The 25,461-nt window shown below is 60.1% G+C and carries 24 protein-coding genes and 1 pseudogene; 11 read left to right on the plus strand and 14 right to left on the minus strand.

Annotation, left to right across the window (positions count from 1 at the left end; translation table 11 throughout):
• The first annotated feature begins 188 nt into the window (after positions 1 to 188).
• Positions 189 to 815, plus strand: a complete 627-nt coding sequence (locus AAEZ10_RS08255; RefSeq protein WP_016773408.1) for a response regulator transcription factor — start codon at positions 189 to 191, stop codon at positions 813 to 815.
• Positions 816 to 903: 88 nt separating this feature from the next.
• On the opposite strand, the gene AAEZ10_RS08260 is transcribed toward AAEZ10_RS08255, so the two are convergent.
• The 8 genes from AAEZ10_RS08260 to metG all read right to left on the minus strand — a co-directional run bounded on the left by AAEZ10_RS08260 (position 904) and on the right by metG (position 7,703).
• Positions 904 to 1,083, minus strand: coding sequence for a PA3496 family putative envelope integrity protein (locus AAEZ10_RS08260; RefSeq protein WP_016773409.1), 180 nt, complete (start codon positions 1,081 to 1,083; stop codon positions 904 to 906).
• Positions 1,084 to 1,190: 107 nt separating this feature from the next.
• The gene (gene nth, locus AAEZ10_RS08265; protein WP_016773410.1) at positions 1,191 to 1,829 is read right to left on the minus strand and encodes an endonuclease III; all 639 of its coding nucleotides are present in this window, start codon (positions 1,827 to 1,829) and stop codon (positions 1,191 to 1,193) included.
• Positions 1,826 to 2,398, minus strand: a complete 573-nt coding sequence (locus AAEZ10_RS08270) for an Rnf-Nqr domain containing protein (RefSeq protein WP_350568733.1) — start codon at positions 2,396 to 2,398, stop codon at positions 1,826 to 1,828. The genes nth and AAEZ10_RS08270 overlap by 4 nt, the downstream gene beginning before the upstream one ends.
• Positions 2,395 to 3,000, minus strand: a complete 606-nt coding sequence (locus AAEZ10_RS08275) for an RnfABCDGE type electron transport complex subunit G (protein ID WP_350568735.1) — start codon at positions 2,998 to 3,000, stop codon at positions 2,395 to 2,397. Before AAEZ10_RS08275 ends, AAEZ10_RS08270 begins: the two co-directional genes overlap by 4 nt.
• On the minus strand, positions 2,997 to 3,980 hold the full coding sequence (locus AAEZ10_RS08280) for an RnfABCDGE type electron transport complex subunit D (protein ID WP_350568737.1): 984 nt from the start codon (positions 3,978 to 3,980) through the stop codon (positions 2,997 to 2,999). The genes AAEZ10_RS08275 and AAEZ10_RS08280 overlap by 4 nt, the downstream gene beginning before the upstream one ends.
• Positions 3,967 to 4,971: an electron transport complex subunit RsxB gene (rsxB, locus tag AAEZ10_RS08285; RefSeq protein WP_350568739.1), complete on the minus strand. Its 1,005-nt coding sequence runs from the start codon at positions 4,969 to 4,971 to the stop codon at positions 3,967 to 3,969. Before rsxB ends, AAEZ10_RS08280 begins: the two co-directional genes overlap by 14 nt.
• Positions 4,968 to 5,537, minus strand: a complete 570-nt coding sequence (locus AAEZ10_RS08290) for an Rnf-Nqr domain containing protein (protein ID WP_350568741.1) — start codon at positions 5,535 to 5,537, stop codon at positions 4,968 to 4,970. Before AAEZ10_RS08290 ends, rsxB begins: the two co-directional genes overlap by 4 nt.
• 114 nt (positions 5,538 to 5,651) lie before the next feature.
• Positions 5,652 to 7,703, minus strand: coding sequence for a methionine--tRNA ligase (gene metG / locus AAEZ10_RS08295; protein ID WP_350568743.1), 2,052 nt, complete (start codon positions 7,701 to 7,703; stop codon positions 5,652 to 5,654).
• A gap of 320 nt (positions 7,704 to 8,023) precedes the next feature.
• Between metG and apbC the strand changes: the two are divergent.
• Positions 8,024 to 9,073, plus strand: a pseudogene (apbC, locus tag AAEZ10_RS08300) (iron-sulfur cluster carrier protein ApbC); the annotation flags it as partial.
• Between the two features lie 170 nt (positions 9,074 to 9,243).
• On the opposite strand, the gene AAEZ10_RS08305 reads toward apbC, so the two are convergent.
• Entirely contained in the window at positions 9,244 to 10,002 is a 759-nt protein-coding gene (locus AAEZ10_RS08305) for an SDR family oxidoreductase (RefSeq protein WP_016773416.1), read from the minus strand.
• Between the two features lie 163 nt (positions 10,003 to 10,165).
• Between AAEZ10_RS08305 and AAEZ10_RS08310 the strand changes: the two genes are divergently transcribed.
• The 4 genes from AAEZ10_RS08310 (at position 10,166) to groL (ending at position 13,689) form a co-directional block, all read left to right on the plus strand.
• Positions 10,166 to 10,891 carry a HugZ family pyridoxamine 5'-phosphate oxidase gene (locus AAEZ10_RS08310; protein ID WP_073473138.1) on the plus strand — a complete coding sequence of 242 codons (726 nt, stop codon included), beginning with the start codon at positions 10,166 to 10,168 and terminating at the stop codon, positions 10,889 to 10,891.
• Between the two features lie 71 nt (positions 10,892 to 10,962).
• Positions 10,963 to 11,439, plus strand: coding sequence for an FxsA family protein (locus AAEZ10_RS08315; RefSeq protein ID WP_122706500.1), 477 nt, complete (start codon positions 10,963 to 10,965; stop codon positions 11,437 to 11,439).
• Between the two features lie 259 nt (positions 11,440 to 11,698).
• Positions 11,699 to 11,992 (plus strand): co-chaperone GroES, encoded by a 294-nt coding sequence (locus AAEZ10_RS08320; RefSeq protein ID WP_007916610.1) that lies wholly within the window; start codon positions 11,699 to 11,701, stop codon positions 11,990 to 11,992.
• 50 nt (positions 11,993 to 12,042) lie between these two features.
• On the plus strand, positions 12,043 to 13,689 hold the full coding sequence (gene groL, locus AAEZ10_RS08325) for a chaperonin GroEL (protein ID WP_016773419.1): 1,647 nt from the start codon (positions 12,043 to 12,045) through the stop codon (positions 13,687 to 13,689).
• A 191-nt stretch (positions 13,690 to 13,880) separates the two neighbouring features.
• Here groL and AAEZ10_RS08330 read toward each other — a convergent pair whose 3' ends face one another.
• Positions 13,881 to 14,624 carry a phosphatase PAP2 family protein gene (locus tag AAEZ10_RS08330; protein WP_350568747.1) on the minus strand — a complete coding sequence of 248 codons (744 nt, stop codon included), beginning with the start codon at positions 14,622 to 14,624 and terminating at the stop codon, positions 13,881 to 13,883.
• 209 nt (positions 14,625 to 14,833) lie between these two features.
• Between AAEZ10_RS08330 and colR the strand changes: the two genes are divergently transcribed.
• The 5 genes from colR (at position 14,834) to AAEZ10_RS08355 (ending at position 18,558) form a co-directional block, all read left to right on the plus strand.
• Entirely contained in the window at positions 14,834 to 15,517 is a 684-nt protein-coding gene (gene colR / locus AAEZ10_RS08335; RefSeq protein ID WP_016773421.1) for a two-component system response regulator ColR, read from the plus strand.
• On the plus strand, positions 15,507 to 16,790 hold the full coding sequence (locus tag AAEZ10_RS08340) for a sensor histidine kinase (protein WP_073473133.1): 1,284 nt from the start codon (positions 15,507 to 15,509) through the stop codon (positions 16,788 to 16,790). Before colR ends, AAEZ10_RS08340 begins: the two co-directional genes overlap by 11 nt.
• Before the next feature lie 149 nt (positions 16,791 to 16,939).
• A complete protein-coding gene (locus AAEZ10_RS08345) occupies positions 16,940 to 17,608 on the plus strand; it encodes a class I SAM-dependent methyltransferase (RefSeq protein ID WP_038861247.1) in 669 nt (222 codons plus the stop codon).
• 3 nt (positions 17,609 to 17,611) lie between these two features.
• The gene (locus AAEZ10_RS08350; RefSeq protein ID WP_024014147.1) at positions 17,612 to 18,328 is read left to right on the plus strand and encodes a lipopolysaccharide kinase InaA family protein; all 717 of its coding nucleotides are present in this window, start codon (positions 17,612 to 17,614) and stop codon (positions 18,326 to 18,328) included.
• Positions 18,329 to 18,330: 2 nt separating this feature from the next.
• Positions 18,331 to 18,558, plus strand: a complete 228-nt coding sequence (locus AAEZ10_RS08355; protein ID WP_041479852.1) for a hypothetical protein — start codon at positions 18,331 to 18,333, stop codon at positions 18,556 to 18,558.
• 254 nt (positions 18,559 to 18,812) lie between these two features.
• Here the strand turns inward: AAEZ10_RS08355 and AAEZ10_RS08360 are convergent, their stop codons facing one another.
• The 4 genes from AAEZ10_RS08360 to AAEZ10_RS08375 all read right to left on the minus strand — a co-directional run bounded on the left by AAEZ10_RS08360 (position 18,813) and on the right by AAEZ10_RS08375 (position 25,437).
• The gene (locus tag AAEZ10_RS08360; protein WP_125925635.1) at positions 18,813 to 21,839 is read right to left on the minus strand and encodes a multidrug efflux RND transporter permease subunit; all 3,027 of its coding nucleotides are present in this window, start codon (positions 21,837 to 21,839) and stop codon (positions 18,813 to 18,815) included.
• 13 nt (positions 21,840 to 21,852) lie between these two features.
• Positions 21,853 to 23,001 carry an efflux RND transporter periplasmic adaptor subunit gene (locus AAEZ10_RS08365; protein ID WP_350568751.1) on the minus strand — a complete coding sequence of 383 codons (1,149 nt, stop codon included), beginning with the start codon at positions 22,999 to 23,001 and terminating at the stop codon, positions 21,853 to 21,855.
• A 256-nt stretch (positions 23,002 to 23,257) separates the two neighbouring features.
• Positions 23,258 to 24,358 (minus strand): DUF1513 domain-containing protein, encoded by a 1,101-nt coding sequence (locus AAEZ10_RS08370; RefSeq protein ID WP_071173419.1) that lies wholly within the window; start codon positions 24,356 to 24,358, stop codon positions 23,258 to 23,260.
• 14 nt (positions 24,359 to 24,372) lie between these two features.
• Positions 24,373 to 25,437, minus strand: a complete 1,065-nt coding sequence (locus tag AAEZ10_RS08375) for an imelysin family protein (RefSeq protein ID WP_024014143.1) — start codon at positions 25,435 to 25,437, stop codon at positions 24,373 to 24,375.
• Positions 25,438 to 25,461 lie beyond the last annotated feature (24 nt).

The raw sequence follows: 25,461 nt of genomic DNA on the forward strand, positions 1-25,461 counted from the left end.
GCTGTGGTCTTGAAGGACGGGAAGCAGTTGCAATGGATGCGACGGGACCTATTTGTGGGAATTATCCTCAATGCCTGTAGGGAATGTCTCTCGATGCAAATGCGTGTAAAAGTTGCCATGCCTTGAAGCAAGTGACTGGGATATCGTGCGTGTTCTAAAAATTCGAACAGCGAAAACTGGACTTGCCCATGAATAAAGTGCTGATCGTGGATGACCACCCCGTCATTCGACTTGCGGTACGTATGCTGATGGAACGGCATGGCTACGAAGTCATTGCAGAAACGGATAATGGCGTTGATGCACTACAAATTGCTCGTGAACAAATACCGGATCTTGTCATTCTGGATATTGGAATACCCAAACTCGATGGGCTGGAAGTTATTGCTCGCCTGACTTCCACCGCCATGCCGGTGAAAGTGCTGGTGCTGACTTCCCAGGCTCCCGGACATTTTTCAATGCGTTGCATGCAATCGGGTGCAGCGGGTTATGTGTGCAAGCAGCAGGATCTGACCGAACTGCTGAGTGCTATCAAGGCAGTTCTGTCCGGCTATAGCTATTTCCCCAATCAGGCCCTGCACACCGTGCGTACCAGTCTGGGCAATGCGAGTGAGGCGGACATGGTTGATCGTCTGTCCGGGCGGGAAATGATGGTGCTGCAGCAATTGGCGCGCGGCAAGACCAACAAGGAAATCGCCGACGGCATGTTTTTGAGCAACAAGACTGTTAGCACTTACAAGACTCGCCTGTTGCTGAAACTCAATGCGCGGTCTCTGGTTGATCTGATCGAGTTGGCGCAGCGCAACGGCCTGGTTTGAACGATTCGACAGCTGAGACCGTCATGGGCCGATCAAGCTCGGTTGTCGCAGAAAATGAAAAGCCTCCGCTTCGGGAGGCCTTCAGGTATCACAGATCAAAATCGTAATCGGCCAATTGCCTTTGCAGTCGGCGCTCCTCAAGCAGGTTGTCGATTGTGCGACGCTTGCTGAGGTTGGTCTTCGCCACCTCTACCACCGGTTCGACCTCATCGGCCTCGACGGCAATAAAATCTTCTTCTACATCCAGTTGCTCTTTGTCGGTACTCATGAAGTCAACTCCCGGCTAAGACTGCCTTTGGCGCTCCTTATATCGACATTACTGCGGCGGGTAAAAAAGATTTTTTCAATCGATGGATACGAAAAACCGATGACGGCTCAATCGTCAGAAGTTTTGTGTTTGTATTCGCACAAATCTTCGATGCGGCAGCTGCCACAGCGCGGTTTACGCGCCAGGCAAACATAGCGGCCATGCAAAATCAGCCAGTGATGGGAGTCGAGCAGGAATTCTTTCGGTACAAACTTCATCAGCTTCATTTCAACTTCCACCACATTTTTCCCGGGCGCGATGCCGGTGCGATTGCTGACGCGGAAAATGTGCGTGTCGACCGCCATGGTCAATTGACGGAAAGCGGTGTTGAGCACCACGTTGGCGGTCTTGCGTCCGACGCCCGGCAAGGCTTCCAGTTCTTCCCGGGTTTGCGGGACTTCACCGCCGTGGCGTTCAACCAGCAAACGGCAGGTTTCGATGACGTTTTTCGCCTTGCTGTTGTACAGGCCAATGGTCTTGATGTACTCCGACAGCCCCTCGACACCCAGTGCATGAATAGCAGCGGGTGTATTGGCGACGGGAAAGAGTTTGGCGGTCGCCTTGTTGACGCCGACATCGGTGGACTGCGCCGAAAGAATCACCGCAATCAGCAGCTCGAACGGCGAAGAGTAGGCCAGTTCGGTTTTCGGCTCGGGATTGTCTTCGTGCAGTCGGCGAAATATCTCAAGACGTTTTGCAGCATTCATGGGCGATGCGTTTCCTTGATGACAGAGTTGCGGCGTGTCCACGCCTGACGTACGGCGAGAAGCAGGCCCAGTAAAACGAAAGCGCCGGGGACCAGCGTAAACAGATGCAGCCCCTCGGGGAACAAAACCAGACCTTGCCAATGCTCCGAAAGACCTCGGCCAAGGCTGCCATAACCGACGATCTCGCGCAGCCCGCCCACCACCAGCATGAGCGCGCCGAACAAGGCGCAGCGTTTGAAGCTGACAGCGACGGGCTCGCGGAAGGCACCGTGGTATTCAAGCACGACGCAGTGCAAGGCGATCAGCCCTATGTAGAGCTCAGACGTCTGCTGCCATGACAAAAACCAGCGTTGCGCCATGATGTTTGCGCAACTGGTCAGCGTCGCGGCAAGTATCAGGCTGGCTAGCAACGCACGGGTGCCCATCAGGCGTTCGCGCAGCGGCGACATGCAAACGGCAAAAACGCCGAGCACCGCGCCGAGCATCAAGGTTATCCCCAGTGCAGCGCTAAATGTTTGTGTGGCGCCCAATAGCGGCACCAGCATCAATAAACTTACCGTGCGTTTCATAAGCGAGTTCCTAACAGCAACGCCCGATGCTCATCGAAATAACGCAGTGCGTCGTGAATCGCGTTGATGGCGGCACGGGAGGTTATGGTCGCACCAGCGATTTGATCGAACTGCCCCTGATCCTTTTTCAGCGCCCAACCGGCGTCTGTCGGCTCAGTACGGGATTTGCCGAGGAAGGCCTGAAGCCAGGCATTCGGCCATTCACCGATGTAACCACCCAATCCTGGCGTTTCGCGCTGCTCAAGGGTTTTCACGCCTAGAACTCTGCCGTTTGCATCGATGGCTATCAGCAGTTCCAGAGTACCTGCGTAACCTTCGCTGCGGCTGCGCAACAGCACCGCGACTGTCTGACCGGAGCGGGTCGCTCGATAGCCGCCCGACAGCGTGCTATGGCGCAAAGCAGGCTCGGCGAGCGTCAGCGGTTGCTCCAGCGGCTGATTGTCGTAGAGCGCGGCAGGCATGACATCAAGCAATTTGCGGCTGTCGAGCAAGCGCTGCTCGCTGGCAATCTGCGGTGCATTGCTGCGTTGCAGCACGTATGTCGCACTCAGGCCAACGAGTGCCAGCAGCACCACCGTCGCGACACTCGCTGAGCGGTTCACGCGTTCACCTTCGACTGGCGGCTGGCGGCGAAGCGCTCCAGCGTCGGCACCAGCAGATTCATCAGCAACACTGCAAACGCGACCCCGTCCGGGTAACCACCCCACGTGCGAATCAGATAAGTCAGCAGGCCGACGCCAACACCGAACAGCAGGCGGGCAAGGGCGCTTTTCGCGCCGGACACAGGTTCGGTCACGATAAAAAATGCACCGAGCATGGTCGCGCCACTGAGCAGATGAAACAGCGGCGAACCTTGGGAATCGGACCCCGAGCCGTTCCAGCACAACAGGCTGATGACGAACAGACTGGCGAGCATCCCCACCGGTGCGTGCCAGGAAAAGATCCGCCGCTGCAACAGCCACAGACCGCCGAGCAGAAACGCCAGATTCACCCATTCCACACCGCGCCCGCCGAAACGGCCGAAGGCCGGGTTGCTGGCGAACAGCTCATCGATGGTCAGGCTTTTATTGATGCGCAGACTGTCCAGTGCCGTGGCCTGCGCCCAGGCGTCAGGTGCTGGAGCCGGGTTGAAAACCTGTTGCAACGCCGAGAGGAAATCGAGGCCATGACCGGGCCAATGCGTCATCGCCTGCGGAAACAGCACCATGCTCAGGGCAAAACCAAGCATCGCCGGGTTGAACGGATTTCTGCAGACGCCGCCATACAGGTGCTTGCCGAACAACAAGCCTGAAACGGTCGCCGTGACGGTCAGCCACCAAGGGCAATAAGCCGGCAGCGCAACGGCCAGCAACATCGCACTGACCAGCGCGCTGCCATCACGCAGTGCCGCTTGCACCGCTTGCCGACGCAGATGGGCGACCCCGGCTTCGACGAGCAAAGCACTGGCAACCGCCAACAGCAGATTGATCAACACGCCCCAGCCATACAGCCAGAACAAAGCGAGCAGCCCCGGTAGCGCTGCGAGCAGCACGGTATTCATCGCCTGTTGCAGGCGATCGTCCGCTGCCTCAAGGGGCGGCATGGTCTTGCACCTGGCGCTCGGCGTCAGTCACGGCTTGCTCCAGTGCTGCGATCTGCTCCGGCGCAGCTTCCGCTGCCTGAGCCTTTTTCAACTCGGCGCGGCGCATGGCCAGTTGAATCTTCGCCCGTTTCAACTCCGCGTCGTTGCTCGGAGCAGAGACGGCGGGAATCACCGGTTGGCTGCTTTCCAGCTTCGCCAGTGCTTGCTCGGCGGCTTCGAATTGTTGCTGCAGGACGATCAGTTGCGACTGCTGTTCGAACGTCGGCGGATGGCCGAAAGCTTTCAGCGATTTTTGCAACTGAGCCCGACTCATCGCCACATCGACCTTGGCCTTCTTCAGCGCCGCATCGGCGTTAGCGGCTTTTTGTGCGCGCACCCGCTCCAGCGCAGCCTGCACCGGGTCGCCGGTCGAGACTTGCGGTTGTGCCGCACGCGCGGCTCGCGCTTCACGTTCGGCCTGCTTTTGCTGTTCTTCACGCAGCAGGCGCTGGTTGCGGCGCTCGAAACGCTGGCGCGCATGGTCACGTTTGATCGCGCGGGCGCGCTGTTCTTCAAGATCAAATGCGAGACCGCCAACTACTGGGATCGTGTTCGCAGGCAAAGGGTGCATTTCTATGCAGTCGACCGGGCACGGCGCAACGCACAGATCACAACCGGTGCACTCGTCGATCAGCACCGTGTGCATGAGTTTTGCCGCGCCGACGATGGCGTCGACCGGGCAGGCCTGAATGCACTTGGTGCAGCCGATGCATTCGGCCTCGCGGATGAAGGCGACTTGCGGCGGTGCCGGGCCACGGCTGATATCCAGTTCCAGGACCGGTATTTTCAACAGCTCGGCCAGCGCAGCGATAGTTTCTTCGCCGCCCGGCGGGCACTTGTTGATCGGCTCGCCGTCAACAATGCCTTGCGCATAGGGTTTGCATCCGGGATGGCCGCACTTGCCGCATTGGGTCTGCGGCAGCAGGGCATCGATGCGTTGAAGCAGACTCATGTTTTGATCAATCCACTGAATCCGAGAAAAATCACTGCGATCAGTCCGGCGCTGATCAGGTCGATCGGCAGGCCGCGAAAGGGCAGGGGAATATCGTTGTCGGCCGTGCGCTCGCGCAGGTCGCAGAACACACTCAACACCAGCCAGAAACCCAGCCCGGCGCCGATACTCAATGCTGTCGCGTGCAGCAGGCCTTGATCGTTTTGCGCATTGATCAACGCCAGCCCGAGTACCCCGGCATTGCCCAGCAGCAGCGGCCACAATCCGTCGAACGGCCAATCCGGCAGCCCGCCCGCCAGCAGTTTCAGCAGCGGCGCGATCAACAACACACTCAACGGCAGAAACACGAACAGGCGCAGCGCTTCAAGCTGCAACGGCAGCAGTATCCACTGCCAGATCGCCTGACCGATAACGCCGACCACCACCATCAGGCACAACGTCGCCAATCCCAGCGCATGTACCTGGCGTCGGCTGCCCGCCAGCAGCGGAGCGACGCCCAGCGGCCAGTGCAACACCAAGTTGTTGAGCAGCGCAGCACTGATCAGCGTTAACACGAGTTCGGTCATGGTTCTGCCAGCGAAACGGGCGGGTGTCTCTTAAGGGTAGGCACTATCGGGCCAGATATGAAAAATCCCACCGGCATGCAGAGCACGTCGGTGGGATCGTTTTATCGCAACGTCTTACTTGATGCGCTGACCCGGTTTGGCGCCGCTGTCAGGGCTCAGCAGATAGATCTCTTCACCGCCGGGACCGGCTGCCATCACCATGCCTTCGGAAATACCGAACTTCATTTTCCGTGGCTTGAGGTTGGCGATCATCATGGTCAGGCGACCGTCGAGCTTGGACGGGTCCGGGTAGGCGCTCTTGATCCCGGAGAACACGTTGCGTTGCTCGTCACCGATGTCGAGGGTCAGGCGCAGCAGCTTGTCCGCGCCTTCGACGTGTTCGGCCTTGACGATCAAAGCGACGCGCAAATCGATGGCGGCAAAGGCGTCGAAATCGATTTCCGGCGACAGCGGATCCTTGGCCAGTTCGCCGTTGCCCGCAGGCTTGGCTTCGCCGGTGTCGGTCTGGCTGGCGGTCAGGTCTTCTTTCGAGGCGTCGGTCATGGCTTGCACTTTTACCGGGTCGATGCGGGTCATCAACGGTTTGAATTCGTTGAGCTGGTGATTGGTCAGCAGGGTGGTGTGGTCATTCCAGGTCAGCGGCGCGACGTTGAGGAACGCCTCGGCATCAGCGGCCAGCAGCGGCAGTACCGGTTTGAGGAAGATCACCAACTGGCGGAACAGGTTGATGCCGGTGGCGCAGATCGCCTGGACTTCATCCTGCTTGCCTTCCTGCTTGTTCAACGACCACGGAGCCTTGTCGGCGATCCACGCGTTGGCGCGGTCAGCCAGGGCCATGATTTCACGCATCGCGCGGGCGAAGTCGCGGGCCTCGTAGGCGTCGGCAATGCTCGGCGCGGCGGCGAGGAAAGCCTCGGTCAGCTCCGGCGCGGCATTGTTGTCGACCAGCAGACCACCGTTACCCTTGTGGATGAATCCGGCGCAACGGCTGGCGATGTTGACCACTTTGCCGACCAGGTCGGAGTTGACCTTCTGCACGAAGTCTTCGAGGTTCAGGTCGAGGTCGTCGACGCCACGGCCAAGCTTGGCCGCGTAGTAGTAGCGCAGGTATTCCGGCGACAGATGATCCAGATAAGTGCGGGCCTTGATGAAGGTGCCGCGCGACTTGGACATTTTCTGACCATTGACGGTCAGGTAGCCGTGCACGTTGATGCCGGTCGGCTTGCGGTAGCCGGCGCCTTCGAGCATGGCTGGCCAGAACAGCGCATGGAAATTGACGATGTCCTTGCCGATGAAGTGGTACAGCTCGGCAGTCGAATCCTTGCCCCAGAACGCGTCGAAATCCAGCTCCGGCGTGCGGTTGCAGAGGTTCTTGAAGCTGGCCATGTAACCGATCGGCGCATCCAGCCACACGTAGAAATACTTGCCCGGTTCGCCCGGAATCTCGAAACCGAAATACGGCGCATCGCGGGAAATGTCCCACTGCTGCAGGCCGGCATCCAGCCATTCGGCGATCTTGTTGGCCACGGCGTCCTGCAGGGTGCCGCTGCGGGTCCAGGCCTGGAGCATGTCCTGGAAATCCGGCAGCTTGAAGAAGAAGTGCTGGGAATCCTTGAGCACCGGGGTGGCGCCGGAGATCGCCGACTTCGGATCCTTCAGGTCGGTCGGTGCGTAGGTCGCGCCGCATTTTTCGCAGTTGTCGCCGTACTGGTCTTCGGTGCCGCATTTCGGGCAGGTGCCCTTGATGAAGCGGTCGGCCAGGAACATTTTCTTTTCCGGGTCGAAATACTGCGTGATCGAGCGCTGGGCGATGTGCCCGGCGTCACGCAGCTTGAGGTAGATCTGGCTCGACAGCTCACGGTTTTCTTCGGCGTGAGTGGAGTGGAAATTGTCGAAATCGACGAGGAAGTCGGCAAAGTCGGCGCTGTGTTCAGCCTGCACGTTGGCGATCAGTTGTTCCGGGGTGATGCCTTCCTTTTCCGCGCGCAGCATGATCGCCGAACCGTGGGCGTCGTCGGCGCAGACATAGATGCATTGGTTGCCGCGATGCTTCTGGAAGCGCACCCACATATCGGTCTGGATGTATTCCAGCATGTGGCCAAGGTGAATCGAACCATTGGCGTAGGGCAGGGCGCTGGTGACGAGGATCTTGCGTGGCTCGGACATGGGGCTTCGCTACTTGATGAAACGGAGGTCGGCCACTATAAAGCGCCGGCGCATATTTTTCACCCCTGCGCCACTGGGTACTTTGAGAGCTCGTGTGGTGAGGGGATTTATCCCCGTTCGGCTGCGCAGCAGTCGTGGATATCGTTACACACGCAGCTCCTGACGTACCGGGGGCGGAAGTTTTGGGGCGGCTGCGCAGCCCAACGGGGATAAATCCCCTCACCACAGTGGCTTTTCAGCGCAAGTAATCTGTTCGCCTCAAATCGGTGTCCAGCGTACGATAGCCGCCATTCTTTCCAGTCTTGTTATCGGAGTTGCCCATGAGCGCCGTCACTCGCGCAGCGGTGGAAGCCGTCCTCAGCCAATACACCGACCCCTACCTGAACCAGGACCCGGTCAGCGCCGGTTGCGTGAAGAACATCGAGATCATCGGTGACCGCGTCAATGTGCAGCTGGAAATCGGCTACGCCGCCGGTCTGTTCAAGAGCGGTTGGGCGCAATTGCTGCAACTGGCCATCGAAAACCTCGACGGCGTGGTCATCGCCCGCGTCGAGGTCACCAGCGTGATCGCCGCGCACAAGGCCCAGGCGCAGATTCCCGGGCTGGCCAACGTCAAGAACGTCGTCGCCGTCGCTTCCGGCAAGGGCGGCGTGGGCAAATCCACTACGGCTGCCAACCTCGCGCTGGCGCTGGCCCGCGAAGGTGCCAAGGTCGGCATCCTCGACGCCGATATCTACGGCCCGAGCCAGGGCATCATGTTCGGCATCCCCGAGCGCACCCGGCCCGAGGTCAAGGATCAGAAGTGGTTCGTGCCGCTCAAGGCCCACGGCGTGGAAGTCATGTCGATGGCGTTCCTGACCGACGACAACACGCCGATGGTCTGGCGCGGGCCGATGGTTTCCGGGGCGCTGCTGCAACTGGTCACGCAAACCGCGTGGGGCGATCTGGATTATCTGGTCATCGACATGCCACCAGGCACCGGCGACATTCAACTGACCCTGGCGCAGAAAGTCCCGGTGGCGGGTGCGGTGATCGTCACTACGCCGCAGGATCTGGCGCTGCTCGACGCACGCAAAGGCGTGGAAATGTTCCGCAAGGTCAACATTCCGGTGCTGGGCGTGGTGGAAAACATGGCCGTGCACATCTGCTCGAACTGCGGGCATGCCGAGCATCTGTTCGGTGAAGGCGGTGGCGAGAAACTGGCCACCCAGTACGGCGTAGAGTTGCTGGCTTCGCTGCCGCTGTCGATGCTGATCCGCGAACAGGCCGATGGCGGCAAGCCAACCGTAATCGCCGAGCCGGACAGCCAGATCGCCATGGTCTATCAGGAGCTGGCCCGCCACGTCGGCGCGCGGATCGTCTTGCAGGAAGCGGCCACGCCGGCGATGCCGAATATCACCATCAGTGACGATTGAATAAACGCTGGATGAAATGTGGGAGCGAGCCTGCTCGCGAAGAGGGAGTGTCAGTCAACGAAGATGTTGGCTGACCCACCGCTTTCGCGAGCAGGCTCGCTCCCACAGTTGTTTTGTGTTGGCAGTCAGATCCGCAACCCGCCATCCATCTCCAGAATCCGCCCGGTGTAGTAGTCGTTTTCGAAGATATACGCCGCCGAATGAGCGATCTCCTCAGGCTTGCCCATGCGCTTGAGCGGAATGCCCGACGTCATCTTTTCCAGCGCTTCCGGCTTCATGCCCAGGGTCATCTCGGTTTCGATGAAGCCCGGTGCGATGCCCGCGACACGAATGCCGTAACGCGCCAGCTCCTTCGCCCAGGTCACGGTCGCCGCTGCGACGCCGGCCTTGGCTGCGGAATAGTTGGTCTGGCCGACGTTGCCCGCACGGGAGATCGACGAAATGTTGATGATCGCACCGCTGTTCTTCAGCTCGACCATCTTCGCCGCGACTTCACGGGTGCAGAGGAACACGCCGGTCAGGTTGACGTCGATCACCGCCTGCCACTGGGCCAGGCTCATCTTGGTCATCTCACCGTCCTTGACCTTCAGCAGCAGACCATCGCGCAGGATCCCGGCGTTGTTGATCAGGCCGTGGATGGCGCCGAAGTCTTCGGCCACTTGCGCGACCATGTGCTCGACCTGTTCTTCATTGGCGACGTTGCACAGGTAGCTGCGCGCTTCGACACCTTTGGCTTTGCAGGCGGCCACGGCGTCGTCGAGTTTTTCCTGATTCAGATCGACCAAGGCCAGCTTCGCGCCCTTGCCGGCGAAATACTCGGCCATGGAACGGCCCAAACCCTGGCAACCGCCGGTGATAATGATTACTTTGTCGTTGAGTTGCATTCGCATGTCCCGCTGGCAGGTCTGAGTTGTTTTTGTTGTCGGCAACGCTCGATCGGCACCGGTCAGGCCTGGTTGCACACGAACATTTGCCCGATGCGCGCCGGTTACTTTTCGCTGCGCGCCTGTCCGTTTTCTAGACGGAACCCATTTAAGGAGTCACAAATTGAGCGCTGAAGTGGCGAAGAATGCCCGAGAATTGCTTCTCAAGGAATACCGTGGAGTGCTGTCGACCCACTCCAAATCGATGCCGGGTTTTCCCTTTGGCTCCGTCGTGCCGTATTGCCTGGATGAGCAGGGCCGGCCGCTGATCCTGATCAGCCGCATCGCCCAGCACACGCATAACCTGCAGAAAGATCCGAAGTGCTCGATGCTGGTGGGCGAGCGCGAGGCCGACGATGTGCAGGCGGTCGGGCGGCTGACCTATCTGGCCCAAGCGCAGAAGCTCGAAGACCCGGCAGCCATCGAGGCTGCCGCCGAACGCTATTACCGCTATTTCCCCGACTCGCAGAATTATCACCAGGCCCACGATTTCGATTTCTGGGTGCTCGATCCGGTGCGCCATCGCTACATCGGCGGCTTTGGTGCGATCCACTGGATCGACGATCTGACCTTGGCCAACCCGTTCGCCGGCAAGGCGGAAATCAGCATGGTCGAGCACATGAACAGCGATCACGCCAAGGCCATCGCCCATTACGTCGAGCTCGCCGGGCTGCCCAACAGCACGCCGGCGCAACTGGCCGGGATCGACAGCGAAGGCATGCACCTGCGCATTGGTCAGGCCGTCTACTGGTTGCCCTTCGCGGCGCCATGTAATACGCCGACACAAGTGCGCGAGGCCTTGGTTTCTCTGGCTCACGCCCAGTCCTGGCCGAAAAAAGCGCAAAGTTAAGCTTGAATTCACGCAAGGGCGACGTCATCTAAGGCTTACTGCAAGGCATTTCTTGCGTTGAGGAAACTTTGATGCGCCCTTTTCTGTTGCTCTTTCTGCTGTTTCCAGTGCTGGAGCTGTTCGTATTCGTCAAAGTGGCAGGCTCAATCGGGTTCTTCCCGGCCCTGCTGCTGATCATTCTCGGCTCGATGTTCGGTGTGTTCGTGCTGCGCGTCGCCGGTCTGGCCACCGCATTGCGTGCCCGGGAAAGCCTGAATCGCGGCGAATTGCCCGCGCAGACCATGCTCGAAGGCCTGATGCTGGCACTGGCCGGTGGCCTGTTGATCATTCCCGGCTTCATCAGTGACGTGCTCGGTCTGGTGATGCTGTTGCCGGTCACCCGTCGTCTGCTGGCGAACAAGATGCGCCAGCGTGCTGAAGACCAGGCGATGCGCCAGCGTGCCTTCGCCGACGACCTGCAACCCCGTGGCGGCCCGGCCCCGCGCGAGCCGCTCGGTCGAGAGCCGAATGTGATCGAAGGCGAGTTCGAACACCGCGACAACAAGTGATATCAGCATCGACACGGCACCTGCGGGTGCCGTGCTCGTTTATGGCTGTTATTTACCGTGTCTGGATGAAAATTTTTTTCCGCCAGCCCTTGTAATCGGCTTGTACGCCCCTATGTATCGGTCACCGAAAGGTTTCCGGTATTCAAACCGGACAGACTTGCGCGGTTCGCTCGACGGACCGCAACCGGCGCAGGCCGGATTCGTTAAACCCGCCGGGACTACACCGGCCGATGAAAACCACAATTAGGAGAGATCGACAATGAAGCTTCGTCCTCTGCATGACCGCGTCGTCATCCGTCGCAGCGAAGAAGAAAAGAAAACCGCTGGCGGTATCGTCCTGCCAGGTTCGGCTGCTGAAAAAGCCAACCACGGTGTGATTCTCGCTGTAGGCCCGGGCAAAGCTCTGGAAAACGGTGAAGTGCGTGCACTGTCCGTGAAGGAAGGCGACAAGGTTGTGTTCGGTCCTTACTCCGGCAGCAACACTGTGAAAGTCGATGGCGAAGACCTGCTGGTAATGAGCGAGAACGAAATCCTCGCGGTTATCGAAGGCTGATATCCCCGTTCATTTTCCCGCTACTACAAAGTATTTAAGGAATATCGATCATGGCTGCTAAAGAAGTTAAGTTCGGCGATGCCGCCCGTACCAAGATGCTCAAAGGCGTCAACGTTCTGGCTGACGCGGTAAAAGCGACCCTGGGCCCGAAAGGCCGTAACGTGGTTATCGAGAAGAGCTTCGGCGCTCCGACCATCACCAAGGACGGCGTTTCCGTCGCCAAAGAAATCGAACTGGATGACCGCTTCGAAAACATGGGCGCGCAGCTGGTCAAAGACGTTGCCTCCCGTGCCAACGATGACGCTGGTGACGGTACTACCACCGCTACCGTTCTGGCTCAGTCGATCGTCAACGAAGGCCTGAAAGCCGTCGCTGCCGGCATGAACCCGATGGACCTGAAACGCGGTATCGACAAGGCGACCATCGCCATTGTCAAAGAGCTCAAAGCCCTGTCCAAGCCATGCGCTGACTTCAAAGCCATCGCTCAGGTCGGCACCATCTCGGCCAACTCCGACAACTCCATCGGCGACATCATTGCCGAAGCCATGGAAAAAGTCGGTAAAGAAGGCGTGATCACCGTTGAAGAAGGCTCGGGCCTGGAAAACGAACTGTCGGTTGTAGAAGGCATGCAGTTCGACCGTGGCTACCTGTCGCCATACTTCGTCAACAAGCCGGACACCATGGTTGCCGAGCTCGACGGCCCGCTGATCCTGCTGGTCGACAAGAAGATCTCGAACATCCGCGAAATGCTGCCAGTGCTGGAAGCCGTTGCCAAAGCCGGCCGTCCGCTGCTGATCGTGGCCGAAGACGTTGAAGGCGAAGCCCTGGCGACTCTGGTTGTGAACAACATGCGTGGCATCGTCAAAGTCGCTGCCGTCAAGGCACCGGGCTTCGGCGACCGTCGCAAGGCCATGCTGCAGGACATCGCTGTTCTGACCGGCGGTACCGTTATCTCCGAAGAGATCGGTCTGAGCCTGGAAAGCACCACCCTGGAGCACCTGGGTAACGCCAAGCGCGTCACCCTGTCCAAGGAAAACACCATCATCGTTGACGGTGCTGGCGTGCAGGCAGACATCGAAGGCCGTATCGCTCAGATCCGCGCCCAGGTTGCCGAAACTTCCTCGGACTACGACCGTGAAAAACTGCAAGAGCGTCTGGCCAAGCTGTCCGGCGGCGTTGCAGTGATCAAGGTTGGCGCTGGTTCCGAAGTTGAAATGAAAGAGAAGAAAGCCCGCGTTGAAGACGCCCTGCACGCAACCCGCGCAGCCGTTGAAGAAGGCGTGGTACCTGGCGGCGGCGTGGCGCTGATCCGTGCTCTGGAAGCACTGACCGAGCTGACCGGCGACAACGCTGACCAGAACGTCGGTATCGCTGTGCTGCGTCGCGCTGTTGAAGCGCCGCTGCGTCAGATCGCTGCCAACTCCGGTGACGAGCCAAGCGTAGTCGTCAACGAAGTGAAGAACGGCAAAGGTAACTTCGGTTACAACGCTGCTTCCGGCGAATACGGCGACATGATCGAAATGGGTATCCTGGACCCAACCAAGGTAACCCGTTCGGCTCTGCAAGCTGCAGCCTCCATCGGCGGTCTGATCCTGACCACCGAAGCAGCGGTTGCCGACGCACCGAAGAAAGAAGGTGCAGCTGGCGGCGGTATGCCAGACATGGGCGGCATGGGTGGCATGGGCGGCATGATGTAAGCCAGCCCTGGCCCTGTAACGCTAAACCCCGCTGGCGAAAGTCAGCGGGGTTTTTTATTGCCCAAGTTCAGCATCCACCCGAACCAATGTGGGAGCGAGCTTGCTCGCGAAAGCGTCGGATCAGCCAACATAAATGTTGGATGACATACCGCATTCGCGAGCAAGCTCGCTCCCACAATTGGATCTGTATTTCAGGCGTTGATTGGTGGTGCCAGGATGCTGGCATCCGCCCTCATCGCTGGGCGATACAGCACCCAGTAATAAGCCCCCAGGCAAATCAGCCAGCAGAAAATCGCCGTCCACACGTTGTGCGAAAAGAAGTGCGCACCCTGCATCATGCGACTGATCGAGAACACCGAGCCCAGTGCAAAGGCGAACACAAACGCCTGCCGCGCCAGTCGCGGGCGGCGGTCGCGCAGCACGAAGAACAGTGCAAACAGGGTGAACCCGGTCGCCGCGTGGCCGCCGGGCCAGCAACGTCCCGGTTTGTCCGTGGCGGGGCGATGCTCCATGAGTTTGCTGTAGGTCTCGTGGCCGCCGAATTGCTCCAGGCTCCATGGGCACTGCACAGCGGTGACGGCTTTGACCGGAGTGACAAATGAAGTCGCCAGCCCCAGCGACAGCACCAGACAGCCCAATTCGCGCTTGAACGGTTTCAGCTTCGCGATGAAAAACGCGCCGATGAAACCCAGAATGGCAAACACCGAGAAGCCGATCACCAGCTGTTTTGCCCGGTCATGCAGGATGTCTTCAAGCACATAGCTGTGCCGTCCGATGAAATCCCCCGCGACCGGGTCGTAGAACATCTGCGCCAGAGCCATGTCCAGATCGGTCAGTTCGAGCAACAGCAGAATGATCGCCGCCGCTGCGGGAATGCCCAGACACAACCACCAGTTCAGCGGTCTTGAAGCGGGAAGGGCAGAGGTCGACACCATGGCAGGTTCCTTGGTCGATGAACGGAGGAGAGAGCGTAATCGCGCGGAGTCTGCGCGCGCTGGCGTCGGCGATTTGTTAACCGAAAGTGAAAAAAACGTCGCAGCGCGCGCAGCGCAGGTTTATCGAAAAACGCCCCTAGCCCTGAGCCACACTTGGCCGTAAGCTGCGCGGGCCAAGACGGCCGTTACCCCGTTCGGAGGAGATGTCCATGCGAATTCTGCTGGTCGAAGACAACCGTGACATCCTGGCCAATCTGGCCGATTACCTGGGCATGAAAGGCTATACCGTCGATTGCGCACAAGACGGCTTGTCCGGTCTGCATCTGGCGGCGACCGAGCATTACGACCTGATCGTGCTCGACATCATGCTGCCCGGCATCGACGGCTACACCTTGTGCAAGCGCCTGCGTGAAGACGCCCGGCGCGATACGCCGGTGATCATGCTGACCGCCCGCGACCAACTCGACGACCGTCTGCAGGGCTTCAAGTCCGGTGCCGACGATTACCTGATCAAACCATTTGCGCTGTCCGAACTGGCCGCCCGCGTCGAAGCGGTCATGCGCCGTGCTCAGGGCGGGGGTCGCCGGGCATTGCAGGTCGGTGACCTGAGTTACGACCTCGACACCCTGGAAGTGACCCGCGAAGGCAAGCTGCTCAAGCTCAACCCGGTCGGTCTCAAGCTGCTCGCGGTGTTGATGCAGAAGAGTCCGCACGTGCTGCGTCGGGAGATTCTCGAGGAAGCGCTGTGGGGCGATGACTGCCCCGACAGCGACAGCCTGCGCAGCCATGTTCACCAATTGCGCCAGGTGATCGACAAGCCATTCGCCAAGCCACTGCTGCACACCGTGCACGGTGTCGGTTATCGCTTGGCCGAGGGGCGAGATGGAGTTTAAGCAGAGTCTTTCCCAGCGGATCATCATCGCCTTTGCGCTGATGAGCGCACTGGTCGCCGGCGCTTTCGCCATGGGCATCGTTGCGACGGTGCACCTGGTGGAAGAGAAACTGATTTCCGCAGGGCTGGGCGGCGACCTGCAACGTTTGCTGCTGATGGACAACGTCTCCGACTGGAGCCATCGGCCCGAGCCGGATCAGTTGTTCTACTTCAGTGGCGGGCCGGGTGATTTCGACCTGCCCAAGGATCTGCGTCACCTCGATGCCGGTTTCCACGAGGTATTTCGCGAGCAGCTGTCCTATCACGCCATGGTCGAAGTGGTGGATGGTCGGCGTTATGTCTTGCTGCAGGACCAAAGCGATTTCGAAGAGCGCGAGCGCGTGCTGTTTGCCGTGGTGCTGGTGGGCTTCGTGCTCAGTCTGGCGCTGGCGGTGTTCCTGGGCTGGGTGCTCGCGCGCAAGGTGATGGCGCCGGTGGTGCGCCTGGCGCGGCAGGTCCGGCATCGCGACCAGTTGCTCGGGCTGGCGCCACCCTTGGCGCCGGACTACGCGGCGGATGAAGTCGGAGAACTGGCGGTGGCGTTCGATGCCACCCTGGGGCGCTTGCGTCAGGCGCTGAACCGCGAGCGTTTGTTCACCAGCGACGTCAGCCATGAATTGCGCACGCCGCTGATGGTCCTCGCCAGTTCCTGCGAACTGCTGCTGGAAAACCCCGGTCTCGATCAGCGCGGTCGCGCCCAGGTCGAGCGCATTGCCCGGGCCAGCGAGGAGATGCGCGAACTGGTGCAGACCTTCCTGATGCTGGCGCGCGCACAAAACGAAGAGGCTGGCGCCGCGCCGCAGCAGAACCTCACGCAAGTCGCCGAGAGCCTGCTGTGCCTGTGGCGCGAGCCGATCGAGCGCAAGGGCCTGAAGCTGATGTTCGAGCCGGGCGATCCACCGGACAGACGTTACAACGCGACCTTGCTCAATGCGGTGATGGGCAACTTGCTGCGTAACGCACTGCATTACACCGAAGAGGGTTTTATTCGCCTTACCCTCACTGCCAACGGTTTTGTCGTCGAGGACTCGGGGGTAGGTATTCCCGAGGAAAAACGCGAGGCGATGTTCGAACCATTTGTGCGCGGTAGCGAGAAACGTGGCGAGGGTCTCGGCCTGGGCCTGTCGCTGGTCCAGCGCATCTGCGAAAACCAGGGCTGGACGGTCAGTTTGAGCACGATGGAGCCCAATGGCTGCCGATTCGAGGTAGATCTTGGCGTGAATGCCAGCAAATAGTGGCTCGAGGCTACTCCCGCCCACCTGTCTAAATCCTGTATAACGTTGTAATACTTTGCAGATTTACCTGACAGAATTTTCACAATTGGATGACCTGACGCTGACACGCCGCTGCTTAAGGTGGCGTCATCAGAACAGGAGTCCAGATGATGGCCGGCCCGATCAAGCTCGATTTTTCCGAAAAATACGACGACCAACACGCACAACGATATCTGCGCAAGCACCAGCAAAGCCTCGGTCGCCGCCTGTCGCACTGGCGCGATGAGCAAGTCGGTCGCAAGGCCTTGGCGCTGGCGGGAGATCCCGGGCTGGTGCTGGATCTGCCCTGCGGTGCCGGGCGTTTCTGGCCAATGCTCGCGGAGAAGCCCAACCGGGTGATCATCGGCGCGGACAATTCCGAGTCGATGATCAAGACCGCGCTGCAAGGGCAACCGGCCGATGTGGTCAAGCGTGTACAACCGCTGCACACCTCGGCATTCGATATCGCTCTGCCGGATAACTCGGTCGACAGCATCTTTTGCATGCGTCTGTTGCACCACATCGGCGAGGCCGAGCACCGTCGGGTGATCTTGCGCGAGTTCGAGCGGGTGACCCGTGACAGCGTGATTGTTTCGTTGTGGGTTGACGGCAATTTCAAGGCCTGGAAGCGCAAGCGCGCCGAGCGGGATCGGCCAAGTCATGATTACCAGAATCGATTTCTGATTCCGGCGGCGACGATCGAGAAAGAATTTGAACAGGCGGGTTTCCGCATTCAGGAACAACTGGACTTCATACCGCTCTATGCGATGTGGCGAGTTTACGTATTACGCAAGAGGTAGAGGATGGCAGTGCAAGCAGCGGTTGAAGCGGATGTCGCTCCCCAGGATCGTTTCGATTATTACTGGAACCAGCGCGGCGAATGGGTTGAAGAGCCCAATGTGCGCCGTGGTGGCGAAAGCGGTGTACAGCGCATAGTCGACCGTGACGGTCAGCTCTTGTACGCCAAGCGCCAGACCGGGCACATCTATCGCAGTTGGTTGCACCCCTTCGGTCGCCCGACCGTATTGCGTGAACTCGATGCGCTGACCGGCGTAAGCAAACTCGGCGTGCGTGTTCCGCAGATCGTTTTTTGCGGCGCGCAACCGGATCCGCAACACAAGTGGCGCGCGCTGCTCGTCACCAAATCCCTCGACGGTTTCCAGGAACTGGAACACTGGCTGGCCGCTGCCGGTGGTCGCGATCAATGTGGCGACGTGGTCTACGAGAAAGTCCTCAAGGACCTCGCCGAGAACCTGGCGCGCATGCACAAGGGCCGCTGGCAGCACAGCTGCATCTACATCAAACACGTTTTCGTGCGCGTCACCGGTGAAGGTGAAGCGGCGCAGGTTGAAGTGGCGTTGATCGATCTGGAGAAGTGCCGTCAGCGTCTGACACCCTATCGCGCCGCGCAGCATGACATGAAGCAACTGCGTCGCCATTCGTCGTTCCGCGATGCCGACTGGAAAAAACTCGTCTACTTTTATGAGACGGCGTTTGGCAGCGCTATCAAAGGTTTATAGCGATGAAACTCGAAATTGCACGAGGTTTGTTCCTGATCGGGGCCTTGGCAGTTGCTTCACTGGCGGTGGCTGCCTGGGAGCAGCCGCGCATGCAGGTCATAGGAGCGTCCGGGAACGACGCTCATTGTTCGGTTCCACGGGTGGCGAAAGCCTCCGTGGCGACCCAGCCCGATCATGATTTGCTGTTGTTCATGTTCGGACTGTCTCAGGGAATGAGGCCAGCCAGTTGAAACGATTCAAGCCCAAATGAAAGGCCTCGCAGTTGCGAGGCCTTTTTTTGGAATACGGATTGTGTAGGAGCTGGCGAAGGCTGCGATCTTTTGATCTTGCTTGATCGTTCCTACGCTCTGCGTGGGAACGCCTCAAAGGACGCTCCGCGTTCCAATGGGACGCGGAGCGTCCCGAGCTGCATTCCCACGCAGAGCGTGGGAACGATCAAAATACCGCATTCGCGAGCAGGCTCGCTCCCACAGCGTGATGCGTGTTATTTGCGGTCCGGTTTCGCCAGGAACGTGTAAACACACGGCAGCACGAACAGCGTAAACAACGTGCCGATCGACATCCCCGTCGCAATCACCATGCCGATATCAAAGCGGCTCACGGCGCCCGCGCCGGTGGCCAGAATCAGCGGCACCATGCCGAACACCATTGCCGCCGTTGTCATCAGCACCGGGCGCAAGCGAATCGCCGCTGCTTCCTCCACCGCTTCACGGGCGCTCAGGCCCTTGTCCTTGCGCAACTGGTTGGCGAATTCGACGATCAGGATGCCGTGCTTGCTGATCAGGCCGATCAGCGTCACCAGCCCGACCTGGGTGTAGATGTTCATGCTCGACCAGCCGAGGAACAGCGGGATCAGCGCGCCGCAGATCGACAGCGGTACGGTCACCAGAATCACCAGCGGATCGCGGAAGCTTTCGAACTGTGCGGCCAGCACCAGAAAGATGATCGCCAACGCCAGGGCAAACGTGACCCACAATGCGCTGCCTTCCTGCACGTACTGGCGCGAGGCACCGCCGTAGTCGAAGGCAAACCCGGCCGGTGCTTCTTCGCGGGCAATCTGCAGCACGGTGTCGATGGCTTCGCCCATGCTCACCAGCGGGAAACCGGAAATCTTCGCTGCGTTGAGCTGCTGGAACTGATTGAGCTGGCGCGGCCGTGCGCGGTCGCTGACCTTGATCAGCGTCGACAGCGGCAGCAATTCGCCCTGGGTGTTTTTCACGTAGTAATTGTTCAGCCAGTCCGGGTTGTCGCGGTAGGCCCGTTCAACCTGGGCGATGACCTTGTAGCTGCGCCCGTCGATGGTGAAGCGGTTGATCTCCGCCTCGCCGAGCAAGGTCGCCAGCGTGCTGCCGAGGTCAAGCATCGACACGCCCATCTGCGCGGCCTTGTCGCGGTCGATATCCACGACTACTTCCGGCTTGTCGAATGCCAGATCGAGGTCGACGAAGGCGAACTTGCCGGACTCCATGGCGCGTTTCTCGATGCGCTCGGCGACTTGCAGCAGCAGCTCGTAGTCATTGGCCGTGTTGACCACGAATTCGAAGGGCAGACCCTCACCGGTGCCTGGCAGGGAGGGCAGGTTGAAACCGAAGATCTGCAGGCCGGGAATGCTCTCCAGTTTGCTCTGCACCTCGGGAAGGATTTCCATCTGCGTGCGGCTGCGCTCGTTCCAAGGTTTGAGCAGGAAACCGCCGATACCGGCCTGCACGCCGTTGTAGCCGTTGATCTGGAACGATGAGTAGTACTCGGGAAACTCTTTGAAGATGGTGATGAATTCGTCGGTGTAGGTGCTCAGGTAGTCGAGGTTGGTCGGCTGCGGTGCGCTGGCCATCATGAAAATGATGCCTTGATCCTCGTCCGGGGCCAGTTCCGATTTGGTGAACTTGAGAAACACCGGAATCAGGCACAGCACGATCACCGCAAACACCAGCACCACCGGCCGGGTATTGAGCGTGCCATGCAGCATGCTTTGATAACGGCGCTTGAGGCCTTCAAAGACGCGGTCGAGGCGATGGGCCAGGCCGCTGGGATTCTCTTCGTGGCGCAGCAGAAACGCGCACATCATCGGCGACAGCGTCAGGGCGACGACGCCGGAAATCACCACTGCGCCGGCCAGGGTCAGGGCGAACTCCTTGAACAACGCCCCGGTCAACCCGGTGAGGAAACCGATCGGCGCATACACCGCCGCCAGAGTGATGGTCATCGACACCACCGGCATGGCAATTTCCCGCGCGCCTTCCAGGGCTGCATCGAACGGCGTCTTGCCTTCCTCGATATGACGGTGGATGTTCTCCACCACGACGATCGCATCGTCCACCACCAGACCGATGGCCAGCACCATGGCCAGCAGCGTCAGAAGGTTCATCGAGTAACCCATCATCTGCATGAAGAACATCACGCCGATCATCGACAGCGGAATGGTCACCACCGGGATCACTACCGAACGCAGCGCGCCGAGGAACAGGAACACCACGACGATGACGATCAGCACCGCTTCGAACAGGGTTTTCACCACCTCATCGATCGACGCCTGAATGAACAGCGTGGCGTCGTAGGCGATTTCGCTTTTCAGGTTCGGCGGCAGCTGCGCTTCCAGCTCGGGCATCAGCTTGCGCACTTCCTTGATCACGTCCAGCGGGTTGGCGCCGGGGGTGGCCTTGATGCCGATGTACACCGACGGCGTGCCGCCGAACGAGCTGATCGAATCGTAGTTTTCCGCGCCCATTTCCACCCGCGCGACATCACGCAGCAACACACGGCTGTCGCCATCGACCTTTAGCGGAATCGCCGCGAAGGCCTCGGCGGATTTCAGTTCGGTGTTGGCGTTGATGCTGGTGACGGTGTACTCGCCTTTCACCTCGCCGGCAGCGGAGAGGAAGTTGTACTGGCGCACCGCAGCGGTCACGTCGGCGGCACTGAGGCCGAAGCCGGCGAGTTTCACCGGGTCGAGCCACAGACGCATGGCGAACACCTGATTGCCGAGAATTTCCGCTTCGGCCATGCCCGGCAGCGTCGCCAGTTTTGGCTGGATGACCCGCGACAGATAGTCGGTGATCTGCGGGTTGCTCAGGTCCTTGCTGAAGAAACTGATGTACATCAGCGCCGAAGCGTCGGCGGATTCCTTGCTCAGCACCGGGTCTTCGGCGTCCTGCGGCAGCTTGTTCTTCACCTCGTTGGCCTTGGCCAGCAGTTCGGTGAACAAGCGGTCGGTGTTGGCACCGATGCGCGCGTAGATCGAAATCACCGAGAAGTTCTGCCGGCTGACCGAGGTCATGTAATCGATGCCCTCGGCGCTGGCCAGGCTCTGTTGCATCGGCTGGGTGATGTAGCCCTGAATGGTTTCGGCGTTGGCCCCGGGATAAGCCGTGGTCACCGTGATCAGGGCGTTTTCCATTTGTGGGTACTGGCGCAGCGGCAGCTTGCTCCAGGCCTGAAAGCCCAGCAGCACAATCAGCAGGCTGACCACGGTGGCGAGCACCGGGCGGCGGATGAACGGATCGGTAAAAGCCATGGGGATTCCTTGATCAGTCGGCGCGAGGCGGACTGTTCTGCTCGCCGAGGGTCTTGTCGTCGCTGATGGCAATGTGGGCGCCGTTGTCCAGTTTGATCTGGCCAGCCGTCACCACTTGTTCGCCGCTCTGCACGCCCTTGTTGATCATCACCAGGCCATCGCGGCGTTCACCGGTTTCGACGAAACGACGTTCGGCGATCAGCAGCGGTTGGCCGTTTTCATCCTTGGCGACGCTGCCGTCCTCGGCCTTCTTCTGCCCGACCACATAAACCGAGTTGCCGTACAGGGTGTAGGTGATCGCGCTTTCCGGCACGACGATGTGCTTCTGCGGATCGGGCAGCAGCACTTCAAGGCTGGCGAACATGCCCGGCAGCAGCTTGCCGTCGGGGTTGGCCAGGGTGGCGCGGACGAGGATATTGCGCGTGGTGCTTTCGACGATCGGGTTGATCGCGCTGATCTTGCCGGCAAAGTTCTGCCCCGGATAAGCGGCGACGGTGAACTGCACGGGCTGGCCGATAGCGAGTTTTGGCACCGCTTGTTCCGGCACGTAGAAGTCAGCGTAGAGGCTGCTCAAATCCTGCAACGTGGCGATTTTGGTGCCGCTGGCGAGGAAGTCGCCAACGTCGACCTGACGGATGCCGATGGTGCCGCTGAAGGGCGCGAGGATGCGTTTTTTCGCCAGCGAAGCGTTGAGCTGATTGACCGTGGCCTTGTTCTTTTGCAGCACGGCGGAAAGGCGGTCGTACTCGCCTTTGGAGATCGCGCGGCTGTCGACCAGTTGCGCGCCACGGCCGAAGTCCAGTTGCGCCAGGCCCAGATCAGCCTTGGCGGTTTCCAGCAGAGCGGTCTCAACGGCGCTGTCGAGTTGCAGCAACGGTTGCCCGGCCTTGACCTTCTGCCCGGATTCGAATTTGAGTTCAGTGACGGTGCCGGAGACTTCCAGACTCAAGTCGACACCTTGCAGTGCCTTGAGCGTGCCGACGGTGGGCAGACGCATCTGCCACGGCTGTTCGCCGGCAGCGGCCACGGCGACACTGATCGGCGGCTTGGGCTTGGAAAAGCCCTGGATCATCGTGTAGATCGAAAAGGCTTTGTATCCGCCCAGTACCAGGACGAGCAGCAAAACAACACCCAACATGATCAGCATGCGGCGACGCAGCATATGTCCAGTTCCTTGGATAAATCATGAGACAGGCGGGCACATTACTCCGAGTCAGGTGGGGATTCCAACTGGCAGTTATTACGTGAAGGCCGGATATGAACCCTGTGGCGAGGGGATTTATCCCCGTTGGGCTGCGAAGCGGCCCCCTGAATCCTTCAGTCATACCGCAATTGCAGTTTTAAGGGCGGCTGCGCCACCCAACGGGGATAAATCCCCTCGCCACAGGATGGGGGGCCATCTCAAAAATGAGCGGGTATCAGGCCATCAAGTGCAGATGGTTGTCCCAGAGCCCCGCCGGCAATTCCAGCGGCTTGGCCAGCAGTTGTTCCTGCCGGCAATCGTAGTAACGGCAACGGCCCTGACCCGAGGTCACGACAAAGCCATCCTTTACCGCTCCGACGCCGGCGCAATCCGGCAGCGGCGCATCGAGGCGCAGTTCGCCGCTGTCCAGATCCCAGATAAAGAAGCGATTGCCGCGCGGCGCTGTCAACGCGACCAGACGCAGGTCGCTGTGCACCGCGACGCTGGCGGTGTAGTGCCCCATCGCCTGCAACTGATCTTCCGCTACCGGGAACGCCACGAACGCTTGCCCGGGTCGCTTAATCGCCAACAGCTCCGAGCGCTCGTGGGACGGCCCCATGAATTGCTGGCCGGCGACGATGGTACCGTCACTGGCGATGCCCAGGTGGCGCACGCTGTTCATCTGCTGGGCGAGGGTTTCCTTGCTCAGCAATGTGCCGTCGCGCTGCATCAGCACCAGGCTTGGCTCCATGGCGTTAAGGTTCATATCGACGCGGCTCTCCGCCTCGGTGCGAATCCCGCCGTTGGCCACCACCAGCGTCTCGCCGTCGGGCATCCACGACACCTGATGCGGGCCGAGGCCGTGGGTAGAGATCTCGCCTGTGTGCACCAGCCGTTCGCCCTCGAATTTGTACACGCCGAGCAGGCCACGCCCGGGATCGCTCGTATCGTTCTCGGTGGCGTACAGGTATTCGCCGTCCTTGTGCACCACGGCGTGGCCGTAGAAGTGCCGGTTCGGCTGCGAGGTCACGGTCTGCAGCAACGTGCCGTCGCGCAGGTCGATCAGGTAACTCTCGGTTCCCGGACGTCGCGCAACGAACAGCGCCAGCGGCTGCGTCGGATGATTGATGATGTCGTGACAACGCTGGCCGACGTGGGTGGCGAACACCCGCGTACCGTCGAGCCGATAGCCGACGGCGTAATGCTTGCCGTCAGTATCGTCACGCGCCGACAGCAGCAGCGGGCTCTGATCCTTGCGTTTGAACAGCGTCCAGCCGCCCAGCGTCACTGCTCCCAGCAGTGCACTACCTAAAGTCAGAACCTGACGTCGCAGCATGGCACTCGCCCTCATCAGTCACCGTCGTTGGCGTTGAAGCCCAGTTGGATGCCCAGCGCCTTGGCCAGTTCGCCTTCGTGCAGGCGATGGACGACGTTGAGGCTGTCGTAGATGTCGTTGAGTTGCTGGCGACCGGCGTCGTCTTCAAGCATTTCGCCGAGCGAACGCTGGGTGCTGTCGAACAGTTTCAGCGAAGCGGCGTAAGCGGCATCGATCTTGTCGGCCAACGGCTTCTGCTCGGCCGGCAGCAGACCGCGCAGGCCTTTGTTGTCGACGCCTTCCCAGACGGTTTTGGCGGCGGCAAGGCTGGCTTCCAGTGCGGTCAGCGACGACTGGCTGCGCCACGCATCCGCCTGGAATGGCTGCGGCACGCCTTTGCTCTGGCGGCCCATCGGCGTGCCGAGTTTTTTCTTCAGGGTATCCAGTGCCGTCACTTGTACGCGCAGCAGATCGGCGATCGCTTCGTGGGAGTCGGCGTAGCGCTGGTTAGGGAACTTGCTCATCTGCGCGAGCATGCCGTCGGTATTGTTCCAGCCCTGCAGGATCTCTTCGGCCAGTTGCTTCTGGCGTTCGCCGATGGCGATCAGCAGCGGGCAGTATTTGGCTTTCTGCGCATCGTTGGCGACGTCAGGCTTGGCGTCGAAGAGGATGTATTCGTAAGCCGACAGGCCTTGCACCACGACGCTGGATTTGGCCAGTGCGGCGGCATCGATCTGCGGCTGGGCGACGACCAGTTGCTCGACCTGACGGCCGACGAGGTTTTTCTTGTCCGGCCAGAACTGCACTTGCCACGAACGATTGCCCTCGGCCAGCGGACCGATCAGCAGCGGTTGCAACTCGGCCCAGGCTTTCTGCGCGTGGAGGAAATCGGCACGGGCGGTTTCCAGGCTTTCCTTGCCCTGGCAATAGGCGAGGGCGCTGACCGCCAGTTGCCGGTCGGCTTCGACCCAACGGGTGTAGGTCGGCAGGATCACCGATTTGGCGATCGCCGCCGAAGTGACCGCTTGCGGGTCCTGCGGCGAGCAGGCGCCGAGGGCGAGCGCGGCAAGGCTGGTGAACAGTAACTTGGGACGGAACATGTCGGGCTCCCGATGTTTTTTCAG

Source organism: Pseudomonas sp. H26/SER47-MNA-CIBAN-0231 (assembly GCF_040310465.1).
GTDB lineage: Bacteria > Pseudomonadota > Gammaproteobacteria > Pseudomonadales > Pseudomonadaceae > Aquipseudomonas > Aquipseudomonas atacamensis.

What these genes read in the sequence shown, in the direction of transcription:
- AAEZ10_RS08255 (WP_016773408.1), top strand. Translation starts at nt 189, where the DNA reads ATGAATAAAGTGCTGATCGTGGATGACCACCCCGTCATTCGACTTGCG.
- AAEZ10_RS08260 (WP_016773409.1), bottom strand. Translation starts at nt 1,083, where the DNA reads ATGAGTACCGACAAAGAGCAACTGGATGTAGAAGAAGATTTTATTGCC.
- nth (WP_016773410.1), bottom strand. Translation starts at nt 1,829, where the DNA reads ATGAATGCTGCAAAACGTCTTGAGATATTTCGCCGACTGCACGAAGAC.
- AAEZ10_RS08270 (WP_350568733.1), bottom strand. Translation starts at nt 2,398, where the DNA reads ATGAAACGCACGGTAAGTTTATTGATGCTGGTGCCGCTATTGGGCGCC.
- AAEZ10_RS08280 (WP_350568737.1), bottom strand. Translation starts at nt 3,980, where the DNA reads ATGCCGCCCCTTGAGGCAGCGGACGATCGCCTGCAACAGGCGATGAAT.
- rsxB (WP_350568739.1), bottom strand. Translation starts at nt 4,971, where the DNA reads ATGAGTCTGCTTCAACGCATCGATGCCCTGCTGCCGCAGACCCAATGC.
- AAEZ10_RS08290 (WP_350568741.1), bottom strand. Translation starts at nt 5,537, where the DNA reads ATGACCGAACTCGTGTTAACGCTGATCAGTGCTGCGCTGCTCAACAAC.
- metG (WP_350568743.1), bottom strand. Translation starts at nt 7,703, where the DNA reads ATGTCCGAGCCACGCAAGATCCTCGTCACCAGCGCCCTGCCCTACGCC.
- AAEZ10_RS08305 (WP_016773416.1), bottom strand. Translation starts at nt 10,002, where the DNA reads ATGCAACTCAACGACAAAGTAATCATTATCACCGGCGGTTGCCAGGGT.
- AAEZ10_RS08315 (WP_122706500.1), top strand. Translation starts at nt 10,963, where the DNA reads ATGCGCCCTTTTCTGTTGCTCTTTCTGCTGTTTCCAGTGCTGGAGCTG.
- AAEZ10_RS08320 (WP_007916610.1), top strand. Translation starts at nt 11,699, where the DNA reads ATGAAGCTTCGTCCTCTGCATGACCGCGTCGTCATCCGTCGCAGCGAA.
- groL (WP_016773419.1), top strand. Translation starts at nt 12,043, where the DNA reads ATGGCTGCTAAAGAAGTTAAGTTCGGCGATGCCGCCCGTACCAAGATG.
- AAEZ10_RS08330 (WP_350568747.1), bottom strand. Translation starts at nt 14,624, where the DNA reads ATGGTGTCGACCTCTGCCCTTCCCGCTTCAAGACCGCTGAACTGGTGG.
- colR (WP_016773421.1), top strand. Translation starts at nt 14,834, where the DNA reads ATGCGAATTCTGCTGGTCGAAGACAACCGTGACATCCTGGCCAATCTG.
- AAEZ10_RS08340 (WP_073473133.1), top strand. Translation starts at nt 15,507, where the DNA reads ATGGAGTTTAAGCAGAGTCTTTCCCAGCGGATCATCATCGCCTTTGCG.
- AAEZ10_RS08345 (WP_038861247.1), top strand. Translation starts at nt 16,940, where the DNA reads ATGGCCGGCCCGATCAAGCTCGATTTTTCCGAAAAATACGACGACCAA.
- AAEZ10_RS08350 (WP_024014147.1), top strand. Translation starts at nt 17,612, where the DNA reads ATGGCAGTGCAAGCAGCGGTTGAAGCGGATGTCGCTCCCCAGGATCGT.
- AAEZ10_RS08355 (WP_041479852.1), top strand. Translation starts at nt 18,331, where the DNA reads ATGAAACTCGAAATTGCACGAGGTTTGTTCCTGATCGGGGCCTTGGCA.
- AAEZ10_RS08360 (WP_125925635.1), bottom strand. Translation starts at nt 21,839, where the DNA reads ATGGCTTTTACCGATCCGTTCATCCGCCGCCCGGTGCTCGCCACCGTG.
- AAEZ10_RS08365 (WP_350568751.1), bottom strand. Translation starts at nt 23,001, where the DNA reads ATGCTGCGTCGCCGCATGCTGATCATGTTGGGTGTTGTTTTGCTGCTC.
- AAEZ10_RS08370 (WP_071173419.1), bottom strand. Translation starts at nt 24,358, where the DNA reads ATGCTGCGACGTCAGGTTCTGACTTTAGGTAGTGCACTGCTGGGAGCA.
- AAEZ10_RS08375 (WP_024014143.1), bottom strand. Translation starts at nt 25,437, where the DNA reads ATGTTCCGTCCCAAGTTACTGTTCACCAGCCTTGCCGCGCTCGCCCTC.